At 70.1% G+C, this 21,956-nt stretch carries 27 protein-coding genes and 1 tRNA gene; 9 read left to right on the top strand and 19 right to left on the bottom strand.

Going from position 1 to position 21,956, the window contains the following annotated elements; translation table 11 throughout:
• The first annotated feature begins 142 nt into the window (after positions 1–142).
• Positions 143–517 carry a hypothetical protein gene (locus AB0N80_RS07045; protein WP_363578293.1) on the top strand — a complete coding sequence of 125 codons (375 nt, stop codon included), beginning with the start codon at positions 143–145 and terminating at the stop codon, positions 515–517.
• A gap of 92 nt (positions 518–609) precedes the next feature.
• Positions 610–963 (top strand): hypothetical protein, encoded by a 354-nt coding sequence (locus tag AB0N80_RS07040; protein WP_315995079.1) that lies wholly within the window; start codon positions 610–612, stop codon positions 961–963.
• 153 nt (positions 964–1,116) lie between these two features.
• On the opposite strand, the gene AB0N80_RS07035 is transcribed toward AB0N80_RS07040, so the two are convergent.
• The 4 genes from AB0N80_RS07035 to AB0N80_RS07020 all read right to left on the bottom strand — a co-directional run bounded on the left by AB0N80_RS07035 (position 1,117) and on the right by AB0N80_RS07020 (position 3,194).
• A tRNA-Tyr gene (locus AB0N80_RS07035) sits at positions 1,117–1,198 on the bottom strand.
• A 91-nt stretch (positions 1,199–1,289) separates the two neighbouring features.
• Positions 1,290–2,171 carry a PfkB family carbohydrate kinase gene (locus tag AB0N80_RS07030; RefSeq protein WP_363578292.1) on the bottom strand — a complete coding sequence of 294 codons (882 nt, stop codon included), beginning with the start codon at positions 2,169–2,171 and terminating at the stop codon, positions 1,290–1,292.
• Positions 2,168–2,668 carry an FBP domain-containing protein gene (locus tag AB0N80_RS07025; protein ID WP_315995081.1) on the bottom strand — a complete coding sequence of 167 codons (501 nt, stop codon included), beginning with the start codon at positions 2,666–2,668 and terminating at the stop codon, positions 2,168–2,170. Before AB0N80_RS07025 ends, AB0N80_RS07030 begins: the two co-directional genes overlap by 4 nt.
• 46 nt (positions 2,669–2,714) lie before the next feature.
• Positions 2,715–3,194: a hypothetical protein gene (locus tag AB0N80_RS07020; RefSeq protein WP_363578291.1), complete on the bottom strand. Its 480-nt coding sequence runs from the start codon at positions 3,192–3,194 to the stop codon at positions 2,715–2,717.
• 106 nt (positions 3,195–3,300) lie between these two features.
• Between AB0N80_RS07020 and AB0N80_RS07015 the strand changes: the two genes are divergently transcribed.
• Genes AB0N80_RS07015 through AB0N80_RS07005 form a run of 3 tightly spaced genes read left to right on the top strand, consistent with a single transcriptional unit; the run spans position 3,301 to position 4,587 of the window.
• On the top strand, positions 3,301–3,789 hold the full coding sequence (locus tag AB0N80_RS07015; RefSeq protein ID WP_315995083.1) for a YajQ family cyclic di-GMP-binding protein: 489 nt from the start codon (positions 3,301–3,303) through the stop codon (positions 3,787–3,789).
• 22 nt (positions 3,790–3,811) lie between these two features.
• Positions 3,812–4,453: a dihydrofolate reductase family protein gene (locus AB0N80_RS07010; RefSeq protein ID WP_363390739.1), complete on the top strand. Its 642-nt coding sequence runs from the start codon at positions 3,812–3,814 to the stop codon at positions 4,451–4,453.
• Entirely contained in the window at positions 4,450–4,587 is a 138-nt protein-coding gene (locus AB0N80_RS07005) for a hypothetical protein (protein WP_167494239.1), read from the top strand. Before AB0N80_RS07010 ends, AB0N80_RS07005 begins: the two co-directional genes overlap by 4 nt.
• Before the next feature lie 42 nt (positions 4,588–4,629).
• Here AB0N80_RS07005 and arr read toward each other — a convergent pair whose 3' ends face one another.
• Both arr and AB0N80_RS06995 read right to left on the bottom strand, forming a co-directional pair.
• Positions 4,630–5,037 carry an NAD(+)--rifampin ADP-ribosyltransferase gene (gene arr / locus AB0N80_RS07000; RefSeq protein ID WP_363578290.1) on the bottom strand — a complete coding sequence of 136 codons (408 nt, stop codon included), beginning with the start codon at positions 5,035–5,037 and terminating at the stop codon, positions 4,630–4,632.
• A gap of 35 nt (positions 5,038–5,072) precedes the next feature.
• Complete coding sequence (locus AB0N80_RS06995) at positions 5,073–5,591, bottom strand: SGNH/GDSL hydrolase family protein (protein ID WP_363578289.1); 519 nt, start codon at positions 5,589–5,591, stop codon at positions 5,073–5,075.
• Here AB0N80_RS06995 and AB0N80_RS06990 point away from each other — a divergent pair.
• Positions 5,572–5,883 carry a hypothetical protein gene (locus AB0N80_RS06990; protein ID WP_315995087.1) on the top strand — a complete coding sequence of 104 codons (312 nt, stop codon included), beginning with the start codon at positions 5,572–5,574 and terminating at the stop codon, positions 5,881–5,883. The genes AB0N80_RS06995 and AB0N80_RS06990 overlap by 20 nt on opposite strands.
• Here AB0N80_RS06990 and AB0N80_RS06985 read toward each other — a convergent pair.
• The 3 genes from AB0N80_RS06985 to AB0N80_RS06975 are packed head-to-tail and all read right to left on the bottom strand — an operon-like array spanning position 5,864 to position 8,745.
• On the bottom strand, positions 5,864–6,004 hold the full coding sequence (locus AB0N80_RS06985; RefSeq protein WP_315995088.1) for a hypothetical protein: 141 nt from the start codon (positions 6,002–6,004) through the stop codon (positions 5,864–5,866). The genes AB0N80_RS06990 and AB0N80_RS06985 overlap by 20 nt on opposite strands.
• A gap of 51 nt (positions 6,005–6,055) precedes the next feature.
• Positions 6,056–7,762 carry an AMP-binding protein gene (locus AB0N80_RS06980; RefSeq protein WP_363390752.1) on the bottom strand — a complete coding sequence of 569 codons (1,707 nt, stop codon included), beginning with the start codon at positions 7,760–7,762 and terminating at the stop codon, positions 6,056–6,058.
• Positions 7,763–7,782: 20 nt separating this feature from the next.
• On the bottom strand, positions 7,783–8,745 hold the full coding sequence (locus tag AB0N80_RS06975; RefSeq protein ID WP_363390755.1) for an alpha/beta fold hydrolase: 963 nt from the start codon (positions 8,743–8,745) through the stop codon (positions 7,783–7,785).
• Positions 8,746–8,840: 95 nt separating this feature from the next.
• Between AB0N80_RS06975 and AB0N80_RS06970 the strand changes: the two genes are divergently transcribed.
• On the top strand, positions 8,841–9,464 hold the full coding sequence (locus AB0N80_RS06970; RefSeq protein ID WP_363578288.1) for a DUF6518 family protein: 624 nt from the start codon (positions 8,841–8,843) through the stop codon (positions 9,462–9,464).
• A gap of 12 nt (positions 9,465–9,476) precedes the next feature.
• Here AB0N80_RS06970 and ugpC read toward each other — a convergent pair whose 3' ends face one another.
• From ugpC to AB0N80_RS06930, 8 genes are all read right to left on the bottom strand, one after another.
• Positions 9,477–10,745 carry a sn-glycerol-3-phosphate ABC transporter ATP-binding protein UgpC gene (ugpC, locus tag AB0N80_RS06965; protein WP_363578287.1) on the bottom strand — a complete coding sequence of 423 codons (1,269 nt, stop codon included), beginning with the start codon at positions 10,743–10,745 and terminating at the stop codon, positions 9,477–9,479.
• An 11-nt stretch (positions 10,746–10,756) separates the two neighbouring features.
• Entirely contained in the window at positions 10,757–11,605 is an 849-nt protein-coding gene (locus AB0N80_RS06960) for a carbohydrate ABC transporter permease (protein ID WP_363578286.1), read from the bottom strand.
• The gene (locus AB0N80_RS06955; protein ID WP_307387111.1) at positions 11,605–12,546 is read right to left on the bottom strand and encodes a sugar ABC transporter permease; all 942 of its coding nucleotides are present in this window, start codon (positions 12,544–12,546) and stop codon (positions 11,605–11,607) included. The genes AB0N80_RS06960 and AB0N80_RS06955 overlap by 1 nt, the downstream gene beginning before the upstream one ends.
• 26 nt (positions 12,547–12,572) lie before the next feature.
• Positions 12,573–13,838, bottom strand: coding sequence for an extracellular solute-binding protein (locus tag AB0N80_RS06950; RefSeq protein ID WP_315995097.1), 1,266 nt, complete (start codon positions 13,836–13,838; stop codon positions 12,573–12,575).
• A gap of 246 nt (positions 13,839–14,084) precedes the next feature.
• Entirely contained in the window at positions 14,085–15,458 is a 1,374-nt protein-coding gene (locus tag AB0N80_RS06945) for an FAD-dependent oxidoreductase (RefSeq protein WP_363578285.1), read from the bottom strand.
• 42 nt (positions 15,459–15,500) lie between these two features.
• The gene (locus AB0N80_RS06940; protein WP_315995099.1) at positions 15,501–16,562 is read right to left on the bottom strand and encodes a polyprenyl synthetase family protein; all 1,062 of its coding nucleotides are present in this window, start codon (positions 16,560–16,562) and stop codon (positions 15,501–15,503) included.
• A 62-nt stretch (positions 16,563–16,624) separates the two neighbouring features.
• Positions 16,625–17,344 (bottom strand): demethylmenaquinone methyltransferase, encoded by a 720-nt coding sequence (locus AB0N80_RS06935; protein ID WP_363578284.1) that lies wholly within the window; start codon positions 17,342–17,344, stop codon positions 16,625–16,627.
• Positions 17,345–17,353: 9 nt separating this feature from the next.
• Positions 17,354–17,917 carry a DUF402 domain-containing protein gene (locus tag AB0N80_RS06930; RefSeq protein ID WP_363578283.1) on the bottom strand — a complete coding sequence of 188 codons (564 nt, stop codon included), beginning with the start codon at positions 17,915–17,917 and terminating at the stop codon, positions 17,354–17,356.
• Between the two features lie 249 nt (positions 17,918–18,166).
• On the opposite strand from AB0N80_RS06930, the gene AB0N80_RS06925 reads away from it, so the two are divergent.
• Positions 18,167–19,381 carry a chorismate-binding protein gene (locus AB0N80_RS06925; protein ID WP_315995274.1) on the top strand — a complete coding sequence of 405 codons (1,215 nt, stop codon included), beginning with the start codon at positions 18,167–18,169 and terminating at the stop codon, positions 19,379–19,381.
• Position 19,382: 1 nt separating this feature from the next.
• Here AB0N80_RS06925 and AB0N80_RS06920 read toward each other — a convergent pair whose 3' ends face one another.
• A complete protein-coding gene (locus tag AB0N80_RS06920; protein WP_363390772.1) occupies positions 19,383–20,240 on the bottom strand; it encodes a PPK2 family polyphosphate kinase in 858 nt (285 codons plus the stop codon).
• A 147-nt stretch (positions 20,241–20,387) separates the two neighbouring features.
• Positions 20,388–21,317, bottom strand: a complete 930-nt coding sequence (locus AB0N80_RS06915) for an NADP-dependent oxidoreductase (protein WP_363578282.1) — start codon at positions 21,315–21,317, stop codon at positions 20,388–20,390.
• An 89-nt stretch (positions 21,318–21,406) separates the two neighbouring features.
• Between AB0N80_RS06915 and AB0N80_RS06910 the strand changes: the two genes are divergently transcribed.
• Positions 21,407–21,907, top strand: a complete 501-nt coding sequence (locus AB0N80_RS06910; RefSeq protein WP_315995104.1) for a MarR family transcriptional regulator — start codon at positions 21,407–21,409, stop codon at positions 21,905–21,907.
• Positions 21,908–21,956 lie beyond the last annotated feature (49 nt).

Raw genomic sequence — 21,956 nt, 5'->3', positions numbered from 1 at the left:
CCCCCCTCCGAGTGCGATCCGGCCGATCGCTCGACTCCACTCTAGTGAGGAATCCGAATATTTCGCGAAGATAATTAACAGCGTGAAATACGTGGTACGTTAGAAGTCAACGCGACCCGACCACTCGACGAAGGAGATCATCATGGCCACGCTGTTCTACGGTTCCGACACCGCCCCCATCTCCCTCCCCGATCGCCTGATGGGCTACATCAAGGTGATCACGTCGACGAAGCTGCGCCGCGGGGAGTCTTTCACGCTCACCTGGACCGGCACCGACGAGGAGAGCGGCCGCTCGACCATCTGGCTCCAGCCCGCCATCCCCCTGCGCTTCGTCTTCGAATCCCCCGAGCCCGAGCAGCTCGTCGGCGATTACCTCCGCTCCTTGGCCGATCAGGCGAACGCCGCTTCCGGCCTCGTCGTGGACACCCGCACGTGGGAGGCCGCCGAACAGGCATCCCGTACGCCGGTCCACTCCGCTCGCACGGCTGCAGCCGGCCGCACGGTGCGAGCCGCCTGATACCACGCTTCGCCACTCGGCGCCGCACGCCCCCCACGCCCTCCATAATGTGGGGGGCGTGTGACATTCATGCGCCTGAATCGAGGTGACGGATGCCGGTACGAAAGCTGCTCGACAAGGCGCTGCTCGAGGCGTGGCTGACGGACTTCCGCGGCCTCGGCTACCTCACCGGCAGCGACATCCGTGTCCTGGAGCAGGATGACGACGCCGATCCCGACGCCGACATCGGTCTGATCGTCGTCGACCTGAGCAACGCCAAGACGATCACCTACCTGCAGCCGATCGCGGGTGGCGACGGTACCTGGAAGGCGACGATGGAGGCACGCGACGCCACCATCGAGCTCGGTGCGGTCGAGCTCGTCAACCTCGGCAACGAGGTCAACGTCCTCGGCGCGCTCGTCGCGTTCCTCGAGACCAAGTCGAAGGCGCTGCTCGCCGCCTGCTGACGGGCGATGCGTCGCCGCGGGGCGGCGGACGCGGAGTCTCCGCGCCGTCGAGTCCCGATCTCGCGTCGCCCCGTCGCCGTGCGCGCGACCGCGCGGACGATCCCCGCTCGGGAAAAGAAAAACCCCTCCGCGAGGAGGGGTTTGTTCTTCCGGTGGCGAGTGAGGGATTCGAACCCCCGAATGCAATGCAGTCTGATTTACAGTCAGATCCCTTTGGCCGCTTGGGTAACTCGCCAGATGCGCACCCGCCCGGCTTTCTCAGTCGACCAGAGGCGCGAGAAACCACTCTACTATCCCCGGAGGGGTGCCTCAAACCACGCGCGCCGTCACTCGGGCGTCCGCAGCAGTGCTCCCTCGTGTCGGCAGGTGGCGGCGGCCACGTCCATGGCGCGCGAGAGCACGGCATCCCACTCCTCCGCCGTCGCGGGCAGGCGGTCGCGCACGAGGGCGGCGGTCGTGGCGAGCACGGCGTCGCCCCCTCCCATCGTGTCGACGATGCGGCCCGGCAGTTCGGAGATCCCCCGCGACACCGAGGTGCCGTCGGCGTCGATCGCCGCTCCCCCGGCGCCGTACGTCGCCAGCACCGCGCCGACGCCGAGGGCGACGAGCTTCTCGCGGAGCTGCTCGAGCGGCGCGTCATAGAGCAGACGCGCATCGTCCTCGCCGACCTTCACGAGCAGCGCTCCGGATGCCGCCTTCTCGAAGCCGCGGACGAACTCGGTGCGATCGTGGAGCATGCCGCTGCGGGGATTCGGGTCGATCGCGAGGGGCGTCGACGGCGAGGCCGTGGCAACCACGAGCAGGTCGGTCTGCTCGCGATCGTCGAAGGGGAAGCAACTCACGACGACCATCGGGGCGGCGGCGATCGCGGCGTGCTCGGCGTCGCCGTACGAGACGCGGCGGTTCTGGGCGGCGTCGTTGAACACGTACTCGGGCTCGCCACCCGGCGAGCGCGTGCTGACCGCGCGCGACGTGCCGTGCTCCGACGGGCTCGCGAGCAGTTCGACGTCGTACTGCTCGAGGTAGCGGCGGATCTGCTCCCCCGCGTCGTCGTCTCCGACCATGGCGATGAGGGATGCCGGCACTCCGAGCCTCGACAGGCCCACGGCCACGTTGAGCCCCGCTCCGCCGACGAACTCGCGCACGCCCGTCTCGTCTCGCAGCTCGTCGATGAGGGCGTCGCCGATCACGACCACGCGTCCGGTCACCGGGTCACCTCCGCGGCATCGAGCACGCGCGAGACGAACTCCTCGGTGCGGCGCTTGGTGCCGTCGATCTTGCGGTCGACGCTCGCGCGGATCTCGCTGGGGGCGAGCGGGGCCGCGAGGCGCACCGTCTCGTGACACGACAGGTCGGCGCAGATGTAGGTGCCGACGGTGTCGCCGTGTTCTCCCGCCTCGCCGGCCTTGCGCGCCGTGAACAGCGACACCTGGTCTCCGGGCTGCATCGTGTGGCAGAGGTTGCACATCGCCGACCGCGCGCGGGACTGACCCTCGGCCGCCCGCAGCACGACGGCCGTGGGCTCGCCGTCGTGCTCCGTGAGCACGTAGCCGCGCCCGCGCGTGCGGGGGTCGCGCCACGCGAGGAAGTCGAGGTGGTCCCAGTCCGCCAGCAGGAAGTCGTGGGGTAGGGCGATGATCCGCAGCTCGTCGGGGGTGGCGTTGACGAACGCGTCCCTGACCTCGTCTTCGGTGAGTGCTCGCATGGCATCCGAGTCTACGAGCGACACGGAGCCGTGGCGCCTGCCGGTCTCACTTCGTCACCGTCACCCAGGCCCGTTCCGTGTCCGAATCGACGGTGAGCACGACCTGCACGGTGCCCGACAACCCGACGCCGTACGTGTTCCCCTGCGGCGCCGAGGAGTCGCACCGGAACGTCCCGCTGGTCAGCACGGCACCCTCCCCGTCCGGGGTGGAGTCGCGCAGCGCATACGTCATCCGTTCCCCTCCTTCGCATTGGCCCGAGACCGTCAGCGCGTCGCCCGCGTCGAAGGCGTCGGAGAGCACGGTGTCGGTGGTGTTCACCCCGTCGACCACTTCGAAGACGGCACGGGCGACCTCGGCGGGCCCGGCGGAAGGCACCGCGTACGGACGGGGGGTCTGCGACACCGGCGTGGCGGTCGGCGCCGGGGAAGGCTCGGTCGCCGGTTCGGCGTCGGGTGCGCACCCCGCGGCTCCGATCACCACCAGAGCGAGCGCGGTCAGGACGATGGGTGTTCCACGCACGGCCATCACCCGACGCTAGGCGCGACCGCGCCGGGTGTCGAGGCGCTGTGCGTTCGAGGGACACGACGTCCAGCCCCGGGACGCCACTCCTGCGCGCCGGTACCTTTGGATCATGGCTGACTCATCGTTTGACATCGTCTCCAAGATCGACCGGCAGGAAGCCGACAACGCCCTCAACCAGGCGCACAAAGAGGTCGAGCAGCGCTACGACTTCAAGGGCACCGACGCCTCCATCGCGTGGAGCGGCGAGTCGATCGTCATCAAGGCGAACTCCGAGGAGCGCGCGAACGCCGTGCTCGACGTGTTCCAGACCAAGCTCATCAAGCGCGGCATCTCGCTCAAGAGCCTCGACAGCGGCGAGCCGGTGCAGAGCGGCAAGGAATACCGCATCACCTCCACGCTGAAGGAGGGCATCTCGCAGGAGAACGCGAAGAAGATCGGCAAGATCATCCGCGACGAAGGCCCCAAGGGCGTGAAGTCGCAGATTCAGGGCGACGAGCTGCGCGTGCAGTCGAAGTCGCGCGACGACCTGCAGGAGGTGCAGCGCCTTCTCAAGGCCGCCGACCTCGACGTCGACCTGCAGTTCACGAATTACCGCTGAGCCCGTCCGCGGGGAGGATGACATGGCCGTCCGCGTCGATCTGAACATCTCCCTCGACGGCGTCGCCGCGCCCGCCGATCCGACGCCCGAGAACCCCATGGGCGCGGACTGGGGCCGGCTCGTCGAGGACTACATGGCGACGCGCACGTTCCGCGCGCGCGTGTTCGGCGACGCTTCCGGTGCCGGTACCACCGGGATCGACGACCGCTATGCCGCCGCGTACTTCGAGGGCATCGGCGCAGAGGTGATGGGGGCCGCGATGTTCGGCCTCCATTCCTTCCCCGACGACCCCGACTGGCGCGGATGGTGGGGCGACGAACCGCCGTTCCGTGTGCCCGTCATCGTGCTGACGCATCGACCGCGCGAGCCGATCTCGTTCGCCAACGGCACGCGCTTCGAGTTCTCGTCGGAGGCGATCTCGGATGCCGTCGCCCGAGCACGCGATCTCGCCGACGGCGCCGATGTCCGTGTCGGCGGCGGACTCTCCACCGTCCGCGCCGCCCTGGCCGCCGGTCTCGTCGACCGCCTGCATGTGGCGGTGCGCCCCGTGATCCTCGGTCGCGGCGGCCGCCTGTGGGACGACCTCCCCGGTCTCGACACCGGCTACACGGTCGCCTCGGAGGTCGCGGAGAGCGGCGTCGTCCACGTGACCTTCTCGCGATGAGCCGGCCGCTCGACCCCCTGACCTGCCCGACGTGCGGCGATCCGTTGCGCTTCGAGATCCTCGACGACGAGCGCTTCCTCGTCGCGTGGTCGTGCGTGAACTGCGGCCTGATCCGCACGACCGAGCCGGTGTGACCGTGCCGCGGGCGCGACGAGAACCGACGCCCGGGCCGGCCGTCAGTTGATGATCTCGGCGTTCTCGTCGCGCAGCGTCGTCAGGCGCTCGCGCCACGAAGCCAACGCCTCGGGGGTGAGTCGCGTCCAGTCGTCGCGCTCCGCGACGATGCGCAGAGGGGACGTGGTGCGGAACGAGCGGGTCGGGTTGCCCGGGAACTTCTTGTCGGTGACGTTCGGGTCGTTCTCGAAGGCTCCCAGTGGTTCGACCTCGTAGACGCGGGGTGGCGCGTCTCCGGGGATGATCTCGGCGGCCAGGCCGGCCCCGTCGAGCAGCGCCGTGAAGTAGACGTGGTTCATCACGATCTCGGGGCGGTAGTTCGACCGGAAACCGGGGGTGAGGAGGTCGCCCACGCCGAGAGCCGCCTTCGTGCCGTGGAAGAACGGACCGGGGTCGAGCACGTCATCCATTCCGTGAGTGTCGCACGTTGCGTGGCGAACGCGCGTCAGTACGTCAACGCCGCCAGGACGGCATCGGCGATCGCCCGGTGCCCGGCGTCGTTCGGGTGGAACTCGTCGCCCGCCCCGGCGAAGGTGTCGCGCCCCGCGGGCCCGTGGAAGTCCGCGTTCGCGAACGGTTCGGCGAGCGACACGTACACGCCGGCGCGCGCGGCGCACGTGCGCGAGACGACCTCGTCGTAGGCCCCGCCGTCGGCGGTCCAGGTGCCGAGGCACACGAGCCCGGCCCGGGGGGATGTCGACCGGATGCGATCGAGCAGGCTCGCGTACTGCTGCTCGAAGTCGGCGAGAGGGGTCGGCACGCCGACGTCGTTGGTGCCGAGCTCGACGACGGCGACCCCGACGTCGGCGGGCACGTCGGTCACGGCCGCGACCGTCGACAGCGTCTGCTGCGCCTGCGCGGCACCCGTGATGTCGACCCGTCCGATCCCGGCGGCCACCAGGTGGATGAACCCCTCGTCCTTGGTGGTGGCGAAGAACCCGGCGGTGAGCGAATCCCCGGCCACGAGCATGCGGACGCTCTCGTCGCCCTTCCGCTCGACGAGCACGGTTCCCGGCCGCGCCGTCGGCGTCGGAGTCGGAGTCGGAGTGGGCGTCGGCGTCGGGGTGGGCGTCCGGGTAGCAGATGCGCTCGGCCGGGGGGACGCGGATGCCGCGGGGGCCGTCTCCGGCGCGTTCCGTCCGGCGGAGATCACCACGGCGGCGACACCGACGACGGCCGCGACCGCGACGACGCTGATCGCGACCGTCCAGGCCGCTCGGGGACGCAACGAGGGACTCAGCCCTCGATGCCGTTGATCATCTGGGTGATCTCGCGCTCGGTGTCGCGTCCCACGTTGCGTTCCTCCTGCAGCGAGGGCATGTCGCTCTCGTCGTCGACGGTGGGGTTCTCGAAGGGCTGCTTCTTCTCGTGGTCCATGTACCGATGCTCACATGTCGGCGGGCGCGATGCGAGGGGTTGCGGGCCGTGTCATCCGCGAAGGGAATCGTCGCGCCACTCCACGCAGACCACCTCGCCGCGGAACACCGCCTCCTCCCGCTGACGCAGTTCGACCCGGCGGATCTTGCCCGAGATCGTCTTCGGCAGATCGAAGAACTCCACGCGACGCACGCGCTGGAAGGGAGCCAGTCGCTCGCGCGCGAAACGCAGGATGTCCAGCGCCACCTCTTCGCCCTCCTCGTGCCCGCCCGCCAGCACGATGTACGCCTTGGGGACGGCGAGGCGCAGGTCGTCGGGGGCGGGGACGACCGCGGCCTCGACGACGGCGGGGTGCTCGATGAGGACGCTCTCGAGCTCGAACGGACTGATCTTGTAATCCGACGCCTTGAAGACGTCGTCGGTGCGGCCGATGTAGGTGATGCTGCCGGTCTCGTCGCGGCGGGCGACGTCGCCGGTGTGGAAGAGATCGTCGGCGAACGCCTCGGCGTTGCGCTCGGCATCCCCCACGTACCCCGTCATGAGGTTGACCGGGCGCGCGGACAGGTCGATGCAGATCTCGCCCTCGTCGGTGCGCTCACCGGTCACCGGATCGACCAGCACGACCGGGCACCCCGGGAGCGGACGCCCCATCGACCCCGGCACGAGGTCGGCGCCGGGCGTGTTCGCCACGACCGCCGTCATCTCGGTCTGCCCGTAGCCGTCGCGGATGTCGAGGCCCCACGCCCGCTGCACCGAGGCGATGACCTCGGGATTGAGCGGCTCGCCCGCCGACACGACCTCGCGCAGCGCCCCACGGCGACCGGTCAGGTCGGCCTGGATGAGCATGCGCCACACGGTCGGCGGAGCGCAGAAGGTCGAGACACGGTCGCGCTCGAGCTCGGCCAGGAGGCGCTCGGCCGAGAAGCGCGTGTAGTTCAGGGCCAGCACTGTCGCGCCCGCGATCCACGGCGCGAAGAACAGGCTCCACGCGTGCTTCGCCCATCCCGGAGAGCTGATCGCCAGGTGCACGTCGCCGGGCTGCAGTCCGAGCCAGTACATGGTGCTGAGGTGTCCGACCGGGTACGAGGCGTGCGTGTGCTCGACGAGCTTCGGCTTCGACGTCGTTCCCGAGGTGAAGTACAGCAGCAGGCGCTCATCGGCGGTGGTTCCCGGATGCCCTGCCGGCTCGGCATCCTGGAGGAAGGCGTCGTCGTACGAGACCCAGCCCGGGTGGGTTCCGCCCACGACGATGCGGCCGAGGCCCTCGGGCAGGTCGTCGAACTTGTCGGCGTCGGCGGCGCCCACCACGACGTGGCGGATGTCGGCGCGCGCGATGCGGTCGCCCAGGTCGACGCGGCCGAGGGCGGTCGTGGTGGGGGCGATGACCCCGCCGAGCTTCATGATGGCGAGCATCGCCTCCCAGAGCTCCACCTGGTTGTTCAGCATGAGCAGCACGGCGTCGCCGCGAGCGACGCCCTGCGACGACAACCAGGCCGCGACCTGATCGGAGCGACGCGCGAGCTCGTCGAAGGTGCGCTCGTGGTGCGTCTCGTCGTCGTCGACCACGATGAGCGCCGTCGCGTCGTTCCCCCGCGCCATCGGATCGAACCAGTCGATCGCCCAGTTGAACGGCCCCTCGAAGCGGGGCCACGCGAAGGCTGCGGCGCGCGCCGGGTCGGTGCGGGCGGCGAGGAGTTCGTCTCGGGCGGCACGGTAACGCTCGGTCGCGGACGTCGACGCGGATGCGGTGGGGATCATGGTGCTCCTTGGATCGCGTTCTACGCTAGACCCGTCATCCCCCTCCGCAGCGCCGCGTACGCGGCATCCCGCGCCGCGGGCGCCGACAGGAACACGTCGTGCAGCGCCCCGTCGATGCGGGCCAGGGTGACGGTCGCCGAGATGCGGGTGGCGGCTCGCGCGATGTCGTCGACGACGAGCACCGAGTCGCTCGAGAGCATCGCGTCGCTCCAGCTGAGCGCCGAGGTCGACCGCTTCGACAGCAGCACGAGGGCCGGGCACCCGACGTCGAGCCCGGATGCCACCCGCGCGTGCCCCGCGATGATCGCCGCGAGCCAGCCGGGGTGGGTGGGGAAGCCCTGCGCCGGACGCCATCCGTCGGGGGCGTCGGGCAGCGTCCCGATCTCCCGCTGAGCGCGGGTGTAGAACCCCAGATCGACGACCGGATGGGTGCCGAGCGGGTCGAGCCGGGCGCGGACGTTCACGATCGGCGCGAGCGCCTGACGCCCGAGCGGGCCCAGCTGCAGCTCGAGCCACGGGCTGTTCAGCACGAGCAGATCGGCCACTCCCGGGTGTCGCGCCGCCCACAGCGTGAGGGTGAGGCCACCCGTGCTGTGCCCGAGCAGCACGAGGCGACGCCCCTCGCCGGCGGTGCCCATCGCATCGAGGGCCGCGGCGATGTCGGCGTCGTAGACGTCGAGCGACACGGTGTAGCCGGGTGTCTGACCGGGCCGGAGGCTGCGACCGTACTTGCGCAGGTCGAGGGCGTGAAACCGCGCGCCGCGATCGGTGAAGAAGTGCGCGAGGTCGGTCTGGAAGAAATAGTCCGACCACCCGTGCACGTACAGCACGTCGACGTCGCGCCACTCCCCGAATAGGCGCGCGCCCGGGTGGGGACGTGAGCGCACGAGGGTGGCGACGACCTCCCCCTCGTCGTCGGGGCGCAGCGGGAGAGAACGCTGCTCGAAGCCCTCGCCGAGGACGTCCGGATGCCACTCGCCCATCGCCTCAGCCTACGGCGGCGATATCCGCCTCGAGGATGACGCAGCGCCCTCTGCCGGCGGACGCGCGGACGGCCGGGGCTTCCTAGCGTGGGAACGTGCACCCCCGCCACTGGTTCGTCCCCGCTCTCTCCGTCGCCGCCGCCTCGCTCGTCCTCGGTGGACTGACGAGCGTCGGCCAGACCGTGCTCCCCGCCGCCCTCGTGTCGTTCGCCAACTCGGCCGGCGGCTGGACGATGCTCGCGTTCGGTCTGGTCTGGCTGACGCGCGCGCGTCCGCCGGTGGCCGCGGCGCTGGGCATCGTGTCGTTCGTGCTGCTGATCGAGGGCTACCGGATCGTTTCGGGCTGGCGCGGTTTCTTCTACGCCGAACCGTTCCAGGACACGTTCACGGTCATCGGAGTCTTCGCCGGGCCCGTGGTCGGACTCTCGGCGTCCCTTCTGCGCAGAGGTGCCGCCGCATGGAAGCCGTTCGCCGCCGCGCCCGTCGCCGCGGTGCTGATCGGCGAAGGGGTGTACGGCCTCACGGTCGTCGCCGCCTCGACGAGCCCGGCGTACTGGGTGGTGCAGATCGTGGCCGGCCTCGCGCTGATGGCCGCCGCCGTGCATGCCGCGCGACACCGGATCGTGCCCGCGGTCGTCGGCGTCGTCCTCGCGCTCGGCGGTGCGGCGGCGTTCATCGCCTTCTACCTCTGGTTGGGGCAGCTCGGCTCCGCCGGCTGAGGACCGGGACGGTCAGCTCGACGCCGAGGCCTCCTCGCGCGACGCTCGTTCCTTGGCCCGCTCCAGCGCGCGCTTGCGTGCGGCCCGGGCGTCCTCCTCGAGCTGCTCGGCCTTCGCCTCATCGCGCGTGAGGTTCACGCCCGTCTCCGGGTCGAACAGGTGCAGCGAGTCCGGCGAGAACCACAGGCGCGCCGCGTCTCCCGCGCGGATGGAGCTCATGGCATCCAGGGCCACGACGAGTTCGGTCCGCAGGCTCTCGCCGTCGAGGTCGCGGTCGAGCTCCGACAGCTTCTCCTTCACGGTGGCGTCGGTCTCGTAGGGCACGTAGGCGTAGAGCACCTCTCCGAGCCATTCCGTCATCTCGATGTCGAGCTCGGCGGTGATCCCTCCCGCGAGGTCGCGCTCGGTGGCATCCGCGTCTTCGAAGGCGTCGGGGCGGACGCCGACGATCACGAGGTCGCGGCCCTCGACCGCTTTGCGCAGCCGGTCGTCGAGCGGCACGTCGGCGATGGGCAGGCGCAGCACGTCGCCGTCGACCGTGCCGCTGAGGAAGTTCATGGGCGGCGACCCGATGAAGCCCGCGACGAAGAGGTTCACCGGCTGGTCGTAGAGCCCGCGGGGGCTCGCGACCTGCTGCAGCTCACCCCGGCGCAGCACCGCGACCCGGTCGCCGAGGGTCATGGCCTCGGTCTGGTCGTGCGTGACGTAGACGGTCGTGATGCCGAGCGAGCGCTGCAGCCGCGCGATCTCGGTGCGCATCTGCCCGCGCAGCTTCGCGTCGAGGTTCGACAGCGGCTCGTCGAAGAGGAACGCGCTGGCGTTGCGCACGATCGCGCGCCCCATCGCCACGCGTTGGCGCTGACCGCCGGACAGGTTCGCGGGCTTGCGCTCGAGGTGCTCGTCGAGCTCGAGCAGCTTCGAGGCGCGTCGCACGCGCTCGTCGATCTCCTTGTCGTCGAGGTCGCTCGACTTCAGACGCATCGGGAAGGCGATGTTCTCGTAGACCGTGAGGTGCGGGTACAGCGCGTAGTTCTGGAAGACCATCGCGAGGTTGCGGTCCTTCGGCGCTTTGTCGTTGACGACCTCGTCGGCGATCTTGAGCTCTCCGTCGGAGATGTCCTCGAGACCGACGATCATGCGCAGCAGCGTCGACTTCCCGCAGCCCGACGGCCCGACGAGGATCACGAACTCCCCGTCGGCGATGTCGAGGTCGACGCCCTTGACCGCGGTGAAGCCGTCGTCGTACGTCTTGACGATCCTGTTGAGAGTGATGGATGCCATGGACTCGCTCCTTAGCCTTTGACGGCGCCCTGCGTGAGACCGGACACGATCCGGCGCTGGAAGATCACGACGACGATGACGATGGGGATGGTGACGACGATGGCCGCGGCCGAGATCGCGCCCGTGGGTTCCTCGAACTGCGAGGCCCCGGTGAAGAACGACAGGGCCGCGGGCACCGGGCGGGCGGCATCCGTCGATGTCAGCGAGATGCCGTAGACGAAGTCGTTCCACGCGATGAAGAAGGCGATGATCGCGGTGGTGAACACCCCGGGAGCCGCGAGCGGCACGACCGTCTTGCGGAACGCCTCGAACGGGGTCGCGCCGTCGACCTGCGCGGCCTGCTCGAGCTCCCACGGGATCTGGCGGAAGAACGCGGCGAGCGTCCAGATCGAGATGGGCAGCGTGAGCGACAGGTACGGGATGATCAGGCCGAGCCACGTGTCGTACAGGCCGATCACGCGCCACAGGTTGAACAGCGGCGTGACGATCGACACGATCGGGAACACCGAGACCGCGAGCGCCGTGGTGAGGATGATGCGCTTGCCGGGGAAGTCCAGCCGCGCGATCGCGTAGGCGCAGAGGGTCGCGAGCACCACGGCGATGAAGGTCGCGATGAGCGAGATGCCGATCGAGTTGCGCAGGGCGGGAAGGAAGAGGTCCTGCGCGCTGCCACCGGGCGCGAGGATCGTGGCGTAGTTGTCGAGCGTCCACTCCTGCGGGAGGAGCGTGCCCGAGAACAGGCCCGCCTGGGTCTTGAACGACGTCATCAGGATCGAGAACACCGGGAAGAGCGACCAGACGAGCACGGCCGCGATGATCACGAGCCACATGATCCGCTGGGGCCAGGTCATTGCGCGCATCAGGAGTTCCTCCCCGCCGACAGGTCCACTTTGAAGCCCTTGATGAAGATGCCGGCGATGATCAGGACGCTGAGGAACAGCAGCACCGAGATCGCCGAGCCGAGTCCGATCTCGAGGCGCCCGATCGAGGTGTTGTAGGCCAGCAGCGACAGCGCCTCGGTGTCGTTCGCCCCCGCGGTCATGATGAAGATGTTGTCGAAGATGCGGAACGCCTCGAGCGTGCGGAAGAGCACGGCGACCATGATCGCGGCCTTCATGTTCGGCAGGATCACGCGGCGCAGCACTTCCCAGCCGGTGGCCCCGTCGACCTTCGCGGCCTCCTCGAGGTCGCCGGGCACCTGTGCGAGACCCGACAGCAGCAGGAGAGAGATGAAGGGCGTGGTCTTCCACACCTCGCTGAGGATGATGACCGTGAGCGAGGTGCCCTGATAAGCGAACCAGTTGAGGTTCTCGTCGAACCCGGGGATCCACGACAGCCAGCTGTTGACGTACCCGCCGGAGTTGATGTCGAAGGCGTAGAAGAACGCGAAGGCCGAGACGACGGTGATGATGCCGTAGGGCACGAGGATCGCCGTGCGGGCGAAGCCGCGGAGCTTCTTGATCGCGCGGTGCATGACGAGCGCGAACCCGAACCCGATGATCAGTTCGAGCAGCACCGTGACGACGGTGATGAACAGCGTCACGCCCATCGACTGCCAGAAGGCCGGGTCGCCGAGGATGACCTGGTAATTGCGGAACCAGATGAACTCGCGGTCGTCGGGCGCGGTGAGGCGCAGGCTGAACAGCGAATCCCACAGCGCCTGCACGATCGGGTACAGCGTGACCAGGAGCATGATGCCGAAGGCGGGGCCCGCGAGCATCCAGCCCAGGCGGGCCTCCGCCCGCGCGCGGTCGGAGCGCCGCTTCTTGGGCTTCGCACCCGGTTCTTTATCGGCCCGGATCTTGCCGGCCGCGGCGATTTCGGCGGTCACAGCAGTCGCTCCCCTCTGAGCACCGCGAGGATGAAGTCGGTCGAGGTCTGCGGCGTCGTATCGGGGGTGACGGCGTTCGGCGGATGCCACGTGCGCTGCAGCCCGATGGAGATCTCGTTGTAGTAGGGCGTCTGCGGTCGGGGCGCACCCAGCTGCAGGGACTCCGCGATCGTGGATGCCATCGGGAACTTCTCGTTCACCTCGGCGTCGTCGTACGCGGCGAGGTTGGAGGGCGGGTTGCCGTTGGTGACGAAGTACTGCGCCTGATTCTCCGGGGTCACGATGCACTGCACGGCCTGCCAGGCGAGGTCGACGTGCTCGCTGTACGCCCCGACGCCGAGGTTGATGCCGCCGACGGGAGGGGCGGCCGGGGTGCCGGCATCCACTCGGGGGTACACCGCCCAGCCGAGGTCGTCGACGACCTCGGGAGCTGCCCCCTGCATGGCCGGGTAGACGAAGGGCCAGTTGACCATGAACGAGCCGTTGTCGCCCTGGAAGAGGTTCATGCTCGCGTTCTCATCCGCGGTCGGCAGCCCCGCGCCGCCCAGGCCCGAGGAGCCGATGCGCCCGATGATCTCGGCGGCCTTCTTGCCCGCGTCGGACTCGAGTCCGAGCTGCATCTCGTCGGGCTTCGCCTCGGGGTCCTCGAGGATCTTCCCTCCGCCCGACGCGACCAGGGCGTTGATCCAGACCGTGAGCGACTCGGCGAGGGCGCCCTGCACGCCCAGCTGCTTGTTCTGGTCCTCGGCGGCTTGGATGATCTGGTCCCAGGTCACGGGCTGCGTCATGTCGAGGCCCGCGGCCTCGGCGACCGACTTGCGGTACCAGAGCAGCTGCGTGTTCGCCCAGAAGGGCACCGTCACCAGCTCGCCGTTCCAGCTGGCCGACTGCACCGCCCCCTCGACGATGCCGTCGGTGTTCTGCAGGTCGTCGGGAACCGGCGCGAGGAAGCCGGGCTCGGCGAGCTCGGGGATGAACGGAGGGTCGAGGCTCATGATGTCGAGCGACCGGTCACTCGCCGCCAGACGGCGGGCGAGCTGCTCGCGCTGCGAGGCGGCATCGCGCGGCAGCAGCGAGGTCTCGATGCGGTACGCCCCGTCGGCGGCCTCGGTACAGGATGCCGCGATCTCGGCCTGACCGCCGTCGTCGGGGTTGATGTACCAGGTCAGGGTGGGCACCCCGTCACCGGCGGAGCAGGCCCCGAGAGTGCCCGCGAGGGCCAGCGCCGAGGCTCCGGCCACGATCCGTCTCACCGTTCGCATCCGGCCCCCTCGCCTCGGTGCGGGAACCGGACGGCCCCCTCGTCGTGGGCTCCATCCTGCCGAGCAAAGGATTTTCACAGCCTCAGGCTTGCCCCCACGAGGGGCGGATGATATTCGCGAGGAGCCGCCCCGGCGGCGCGGAGAGACGGCGGTCGCGCGCTCCTGCGGGCGCGCCGGCGCGGCTGGGCCCGGACGCGGAAGAGCCGCCCACGTCGCGACGACGGGGCGGCTCTTCGCACACGCGGGTTACTCTCCGCGCGAGATCGCGATCATCTCGTCACGGGGCACGACCTTGACGCGCGCACGCTCGTGCGGCGCGCCGAGGGCCATCTCGTGCTCGTCGAGGCGGTGCCAGCCGTCGAGGTCGGTCCAGCGCACGCCGCGCTCCTCGAGCAGGGCCGGGATCGACTCCTCCTCGGGGTGCTCGGGGCGCCACCAGTCGCCCTGGTCGTTGATGACGTGGCGCACCGTCTCCATGGCGTCCGACTTGGTGTGTCCGATGAGACCGACGGGGCCGCGCTTGATCCAGCCGGTGGCGTACAGACCCGGCATGCGCGAATTCGAGTCGGCCGAGAGCACCTGGCCCTCGTGGTTGGGGATGACGCCGCGCAGTTCGTCGAACGGGATGTCCTTCAGCGGGGAACCGAAGTAACCGACCGCGCGGTAGATCGCCTGGATCGGGACCTCGCGGATCTCGCCGGTGCCCACGACCCCGCCCTCGGCGTCGGGCCGGGTGCGCTCGTAGCGGAGGGCGGCGACGCGGCCGTCCGCGTCCTTCACGACCTCGAGGGGCTTGGCCCAGAAGTGCAGGTGCAGGCGGCGCGAGGCTTCTCCCCCGGCGTTGTTGACGCCCGGGCGGGTGCGCCACTGCTGCAGCACCCGGTCGATGACCTTGACCTGCTTGTTCGTCTCGATCGCGGTCTTGGACGCCTCGTCGTAGTCGAAGTCCTCGTCGTAGACGACCATGTCGACGTCGCGCAGCTCGCCGAGTTCGCGCAGCTCCAGGGGGGTGAACTTCACCTGCGCGGGGCCGCGGCGGCCGAAGACGTGCACGTCGGTGACGGGCGAGGCCTTGAGTCCCTGGTAGACGTTGTCGGGCACCTCGGTGGGCAGCAGGTCGTCGGCGTGCTTGGCGAGCATGCGCGTGATGTCGAGGGCGACGTTGCCGTTGCCGATCACCGCGACCGACTCCGCCTCGAGCGGCCACTCGCGCGGCACGTCGGGGTGCCCGTCGAACCAGCTGACGAAGTCGGCGGCGCCGTAGGAGCCCTCCGCGTCGATGCCGGGGATGTCGAGGTCGGCGTCGCGGATCGCGCCGGTCGAGAAGATCACGGCGTTGTAGTGCTTCTTGAGGTCGTCGAGGGTGACGTCCTCGCCGAAGCGGACGTTGCCGAAGATGCGGATGTCGCCGCGGTCGAGCACCTCGCGCAGGGCCGTGATGACGCCCTTGATGCGCGGGTGATCGGGGGCCACGCCGTAGCGGACCAGGCCGTAGGGCGCGGGGAGCTGCTCGAACAGGTCGATCGACACGTCGAACTGACGCTCGGCCTTCAGCAGGATGTCCGCGGCGTAGATGCCGGCGGGGCCGGCTCCGACGATGGCGAGGCGCAGCTTCGTCATGGGTTCCTCTCGATCGCGATCGGGGGGGGTGGGGGAAAAGGGTCAGGCCGAGCGGTCGGCCACGGCGCGGGCGAAGCGCGTCAGCGCCTCGCGCACGGCACCGTCGGGCAGCGGCGCGAGAGCGTCGATGGCCTCCTGCGACCAGCGGTGCGCGAGAGCCAGGGTCTCGTGCGTGGTCTCGTGGTCGCGCAGTTCGGCGAGCGCGCCGTCGAGGATCGACGGATCGGCGCCCGCAGCGATGCGCTCCTGGCCGTCGTCGATGCGCGCGCGCAGATCGGTGGATGCCGCGTCGGAGCGATGCCCGAGAAGCAGGTACGGCATCGTCGGCACGCCCGCACGCAGGTCGGTGCCGGGCACCTTGCCCGTCTCGGACGGGTCGGGCGAGAGGTCGATGACGTCATCGAGCAGCTGGAAGGCGACGCCCGCCTTCTCACCGAAGACGACCATGGGCTCCTCGAACTCCTCGGGAGCACCGGAGTAGATGATTCCCGACTGCGCGGCAGCCGCGATGAGCGACCCCGTCTTGTCGGCGAGCACCTGCAGGTAGAAGTCGACGGGCTCGTCGCCGTCCTGCGGGCCGACGGTCTCGTGCATCTGCCCGAGCACGAGACGCTCGAACGTGTCGGCCTGCAGCTGGATCGCCCGCTCGCCGCGGCGGGCCATCAGCTGGCTCGCGCGGGCGAAGAGCAGATCGCCGGTGAGGATGGCGATGTTGTTGCCCCACACCGTCTGAGCGCTGGGCACACCGCGACGCTTGTCGGCACCGTCCATGACGTCGTCGTGGTACAGCGAGCCGAGGTGGGTCAGCTCGAGGGCCGTGGCGACCTCGACGACCTCCTTGGTCGTGCCCTGACCGAGCTGCGCCGTGAGGATCGCGAGCATCGGCCGGACCCTCTTCCCGCCGGCCTCGTAGAGGTAGCGGGCGGTCACGTCGGCGAGCTTGTCGGCGCTGCGTACCTCGCCCTCGAGCTCGCTCTCGACGCGCGCCAGTCCGGCCTCCACGGTGGAGAGGAGGGTGCGAGAACGCAGGCCGGCGAAGATGCGGTCGCTCAGGCCCAGCTTTCCCGACAGGCGGGTGCTGGCCGCAGACGGTCTCGGGGTCACGATTTCAGCCTATCCTGGCGCAGCCGGAGGCCGCCGCGGGTATCTCGACGGTTGACAGGGCCCTAGGAGGCCGGGCGGATGCCGCGGTGCAGCGCCACGATCCCGAATGACAGGTTGCGGTAGGCGACGTCATCCCATCCCGCGTCGCGCATCCAGCGCGCCAGGGTGGGCTGGTTGGGCCAGTCGCGGATCGACTCGTTGAGGTAGTCGTAGGCCTCGGCGTTGCTGCTCATGGCCTTGGCCACGACGGGGAGGACCCGATCGTTGTAGAAGCGGTAGAGACCGTTGAACGCGCGCGACGGCGGGTGCGAGAACTCGCACACGACGATGCGGCCGCCGGGGCGGGTCACCCGGCGGAGCTCCCGGAGCGCGCGACGGGGGTCGTTGACGTTGCGCAGACCGAACGACATCGTCACCGCGTCGAACTCGCCGTCCTCGAACGGCAAGTCGGTGGCATCCGCCTGCACGAACTCCAGGTTCGGCACGTCGCCGTGACGACGGCGCCCCTCGGCGATCATGCCCTTCGAGAAGTCGGCGGCGACCACGTGGGCCCCGCTGGGCACGAAGGCCATCGACGAGGTGCCGGTCCCGGCCGCGAGGTCGAGGATGCGCTCCCCGCTCTTCGGCGCCACGGCCCGCAGGACGGCCGCGCGCCACAGGCGGTCGTTGCCGAGGCTCAGGACCGAATTGGTGCGGTCGTAGGCTGCGGCGACCTGGTCGAACATGCCGCTCACGCGCTGCGGGTCTTTGCCGAGGTCGGCGCGGTTGGGGTCGCTGCTCACCCGTCGAGTCTAGGCGCCCGCCGGGTCGTCGTCGCCGGGGGTTGCCAGCGTCGCCAGGCGTTCCAGCCAGGGACCCGTGACGTCGTCCGAGAACGGCGCCTCGCGATCGCGCACGCGTCGCTCGAGGTCGCTCGCCGTGGCATCCAGGTGCTCCACGATGTCGAGGGGGTAGCCGTACCGCACGCGGTGCTCGTCCCACTCGTCGCGGTCGTCGATCCAGGTGCCGCGTTCGTCGGTGCGGCGCACCACGTCGAGGTCCATGTCGATGCCCCGGGGCACGCCGTCGTCGTGCCAGCGCACGTCCCACGCGAGGTCGATGTAGACGGCGACCGGGTGGGGGTCGGCGTTGTGCGTGAAGGCCCAATCCCCACTCGCGGGAACGAGGGTCACGTTCGGCTGCCGGCACACGAACTCCGCCCCCGGTCGCGCGCTGCGCCAGCCCACCTGCTGACCGAACCACTCGCCCCATTCGTCGGAGCCGAGGTACACGCTGTCCTGCACCCAGTGCGGCGAACCGTCCCACTTGCGCCATTCGAAGAGCAGGCGGGTGCCGGGAGCGGGACGGTTATCCATGTTCCGGAGTCTAAATCGCACCGCGGCGCCGGGCTCTGGTCTCCACGCGAGCCACGGCGCAGGACGTCTCCGTTCGGGGCGCCGGACACCCGCCGGCGCGACCATCTCGGCCGCGTCCCCTCGACGCCGTAGCATCCGGAGACCGCGCACCGCCGGGGCGAGGAGCGCGGGTCTACGCTGAAAGACGTGCTCGAACCCGCGGATGACGTCGTGCCGCGCCTGCGCGTGGTGACACGAGAGCTGGCCCCGATGGACGACGTGCTGGCGTACACGACGCCGTACGACCCGCTGTTCTGGAGCCGTCGCGGCGAATCGCTGGCCGCCTTCGGCGACCTGCTGACGCTGCGCTACACCGGCGCGCAGCCGGGCGACGCGACGATCTCCGAGCGCTGGCGCGCGATCGCGGCGGCCGCCGAGGTCGACGATCCGGTGCAGTTGCCGGGCACCGGACTCGTCGCCTTCGGATCCTTCGTCTTCGACCCGCAGTCCGAGCGCGAGAACGTGCTCCGCGTGCCGGGGACCATCGTCGGGCGCCACAGCGGCCGCGCGTGGGTCACGCGCCTCGCTTTCGACGACACCCCCGACGAGCCCGAACCCGAACTTCCGCCGCGCTCCCCCTTCGGTCCGCACTGGTCGGCGACCCTGGGCCCCGGTCGGCAGACGGCCGAGAAGTACCAGGATGCCGTCCGCCAGGCGATCGAGGCGATCGGCGCCCGCGAGGTGGCCAAGGTCGTGCTGGCCCGCGACATCGCGGGGACGGTGCCCGCGGGGTCCGACCTCCGCCGCCTGGTGAGGTCGCTGCTCGAGGGCTACCCCGACTGCTGGGTGTTCGCCGTCGACGGTCTCATCGGCGCGAGCCCGGAGACGCTGGTGACCGTGTCGAAGGGCACCGTGACCGCACGCGTGCTCGCCGGGACCGTCGCGCGCGGAGGAGACGCCGACGCCGACGTCGCGGCATCCGTCGGTCTCACGCGGAGCACGAAAGACCAGGACGAGCACCGCTTCGCGGTGCAGAGCGTGCTCAAGGCCCTCGCGCCCCACACGTCGTCGCTCGCGGCCGAGGACCAGCCCTTCACCCTCAAGCTCCCGAACGTCTGGCACCTCGCCACCGACGTGGAGGGGGTGCTGAGCGAAGACGCCTCGTCGCTCGATCTGCTCTCGGTACTGCACCCCACCGCGGCCGTCGCGGGAACGCCGACGACCGCGGCGATGGAAGTCATCCGCCGCCTCGAGCCCTTCGACCGCGGCCGATACGCCGGAGCGGTCGGCTGGACGGGGGCCTCGGGCGACGGCGAGTGGGCGATCGCGCTGCGGTGCGCCCAGATCGACCGCGCGGCTCCGTCGTCGCCCACCGCGCCGATCACCGCCTACGCGGGGGCGGGCATCGTGGCCGACAGCGTCCCGGAGTCGGAGCTGCTGGAGACGCGCGTGAAATTCCGTCCCATCGTCGAGGCTCTGGCCTGAGTCAGGACTCGGCGAGACGCCGGCGCTCCACCTCGACGTCGTAGTCGGCCGCGGGCCACTGCGGATCGATGTCGACCAACGCGTCGATCAGCAGCTGCTGCACGGCGAGGCGGGCGTACCACTTGCGGTCGGCCGGGACGACGTGCCACGGCGCGACCGGTGTCGACGTGCGCTCGATGGCGACCTGATAGGCGTCCATGTAGTCGTCCCAGAGCTCGCGCTCGTCGACGTCGGAGGGGTTGTACTTCCAGTGCTTGTCGGGGCGCTCGAGCCGCTTCGCCAGGCGCTCGCGCTGCTCGTCCTTCGAGATGTGCAGCATCACCTTCACCACCCGGATGCCCATCTCGGCCGCCTGCGCCTCGAAGGCGACGATGGCGCCGTAGCGGCGGTCGATCTCATCCGCCGGCGCGAGGGAACGCACGCGTCCGATGAGGACGTCTTCGTAATGCGAACGGTCGAACACCCCGATGTGGCCGGTGTTCGGCAGGCGTTTCTCGATGCGCCACAGGAAGTCGTGCGCGAGCTCCTCGGCCGTGGGCTTCTTGAACGACGCGAGCTCGACACCCTGCGGGTCGACCGCGCCGACGACGTGGCGCACGATCCCGCCCTTGCCCGCGGTGTCCATCGCCTGCAGCACCAGCAGAACCGACCCCGTGGCCGTGCCGGCCACGCTCTCCGCGAAGAGTCGCTCCTGCAGGTCCTCCAGCGGCTCCCGGCCGGCATCGAGATCGGCCTTGCCGTCGTCCTTGTCCCCGTCGTAGCCGGGCGTCGACCGCGTGTCGATGTCGGCGAGGCGGAACCCCGGGTCGACGCGCAGGGCGTCGGCGGCGGGTGTGGACCATCTCTGGCTTCTGCTCATCCCGACATGGTGCCGTGGCATCCGGGATCGATGCGAGAGGTTGACGGGATCGACCTCTGCGCGGGACGGAGCCACCGGCGGGGGTGAATCGGCGCTCGGTCCGCCGATGTACGCGATCATCACCCCTGCTGCGACTCGGAACACGCGTCAGGGTACGACGATGACCTTGCCGGCGATGCGCCCCTCGGCCGCCTCCGCGTGCAGAGCGGGCAGGTCGGTGAGCGGGATGCGGCGGGTGACGTCCACCGCGAGGTCACCCGCGTCGACGAGCCGGACGATCTCGGTGAGACGGGCCGAGTTCGGGCGGACGAACACCGTCGCCGCACGGACGCCGCGTTCGTCGTCGCCGGGGGTCGTCATGAATGCGGTGGTGCTGACGACCACGCCACCGTCGCGGACGAGGGGCACCAGCGCGGTGAATTCCTCGGGGGAGATCGGAGCGAGGTTGAGCAGCACGTCGACCGGCTCGGTGACCGCGTCCCGCAGCATGGTGCGGGTGTGGTCGACGACCTCGTCGGCACCCGCGGCGCGGACCGCCGACGCACTGCGCGGGCTCGCCGTCGCGATGACGTGCGCTCCGGCACGGCGAGCGAGACGGATCGCGTGAGCCCCCACGGCGCCGCCGGCCCCGACGATGAACAGGCGCTGGCCCGCCTGAAGCCCACCCTCGTCAAACAGTGCCTGCCACGCGGTCAGAGCGACCGAGGGGAGAGCCGCCGCATTGGCGAGATCCACCCGGGAAGGAGCAGCGGTCAGGGACCGGGCCGGGGCGACGACGTACTCCGCGGCGCCGCCGTCGTCCTCCATCGGCAGGAAGCCGATCACCGCGTCGCCCACCGCGAGGTCGTGGACGTCTTCGCCGACCGCGTCGACCGTGCCCGAGACGTCGTAGCCGGGAACGTGGGGCAGCTGGATCGGGATCGGGAGGAATCCCGCCCGCATGCCGTTGTCCGCGGCGTTGAACGCCGACGCGGCGACCCTCAGGCGCACCTGATCGGCGCCGGGCTCAGGAAGCTGGATCTCCTCTGCGCGCAGCACCTCGGGTCCGCCGATCTCGTGGAATCGCATTGCCTTCATGATGTTCCCCTTCGTCGGATACTTCGTATTCGAAGCAACATGGGAACCCTAGCACTGCTACGAATTCGAAGCAACGCTAGGATGGGGGAATGAGCCGCGACGCATCCACGGTCAGTCCCACGCAGCTGCGCGCCTACCTCGCCTTCACCGAGGTCAGCAACCTCCTGCGACACGCGGTCGAGAAGCAGCTGCGGGATGCCGGCGAGCTGAGCTACGTGCAGTTCCAGCTCCTCGCGACCCTGGGGGAAGCGCAGGACGGACGCCTGCGCATGACCGATCTCGCCGATCAGCTGGTGCACAGCCGCAGCGGCCTGACCTACCAGGCGCAGACGCTGGAGCGGCGCGGACTGGTGACACGTTCGCCGTCGCCCGACGACGAACGCAGCGTCGTGGTCGCCCTCACCGCGGCCGGGCGGGACGTGCTCGCCGCCGTGTTCCCCGGCCACATCGACGCGCTGCACCGATTGCTGTTCTCGTCCTTGACGGACGCGGACATCGACGATCTCGCCCGCATCCTCCAGCGCGCGGCCGACCATCTGCGCGCCGATCCGCCCCGCTCAGCCGCGCCCCGGTCGGCGTCGAGCCGCTAAAAGCGCAGAACCCCGACACGAACCGCTGACGGCACGCGCGGTGTCGGAT

This window comes from Microbacterium sp. NPDC089188, from assembly GCF_040685155.1.
Taxonomy (GTDB): domain Bacteria; phylum Actinomycetota; class Actinomycetes; order Actinomycetales; family Microbacteriaceae; genus Microbacterium; species Microbacterium galbum.
The sequence above is the reverse complement of the archived record's forward strand: the minus strand, read 5'-3'. Positions and strand labels throughout refer to the sequence as shown.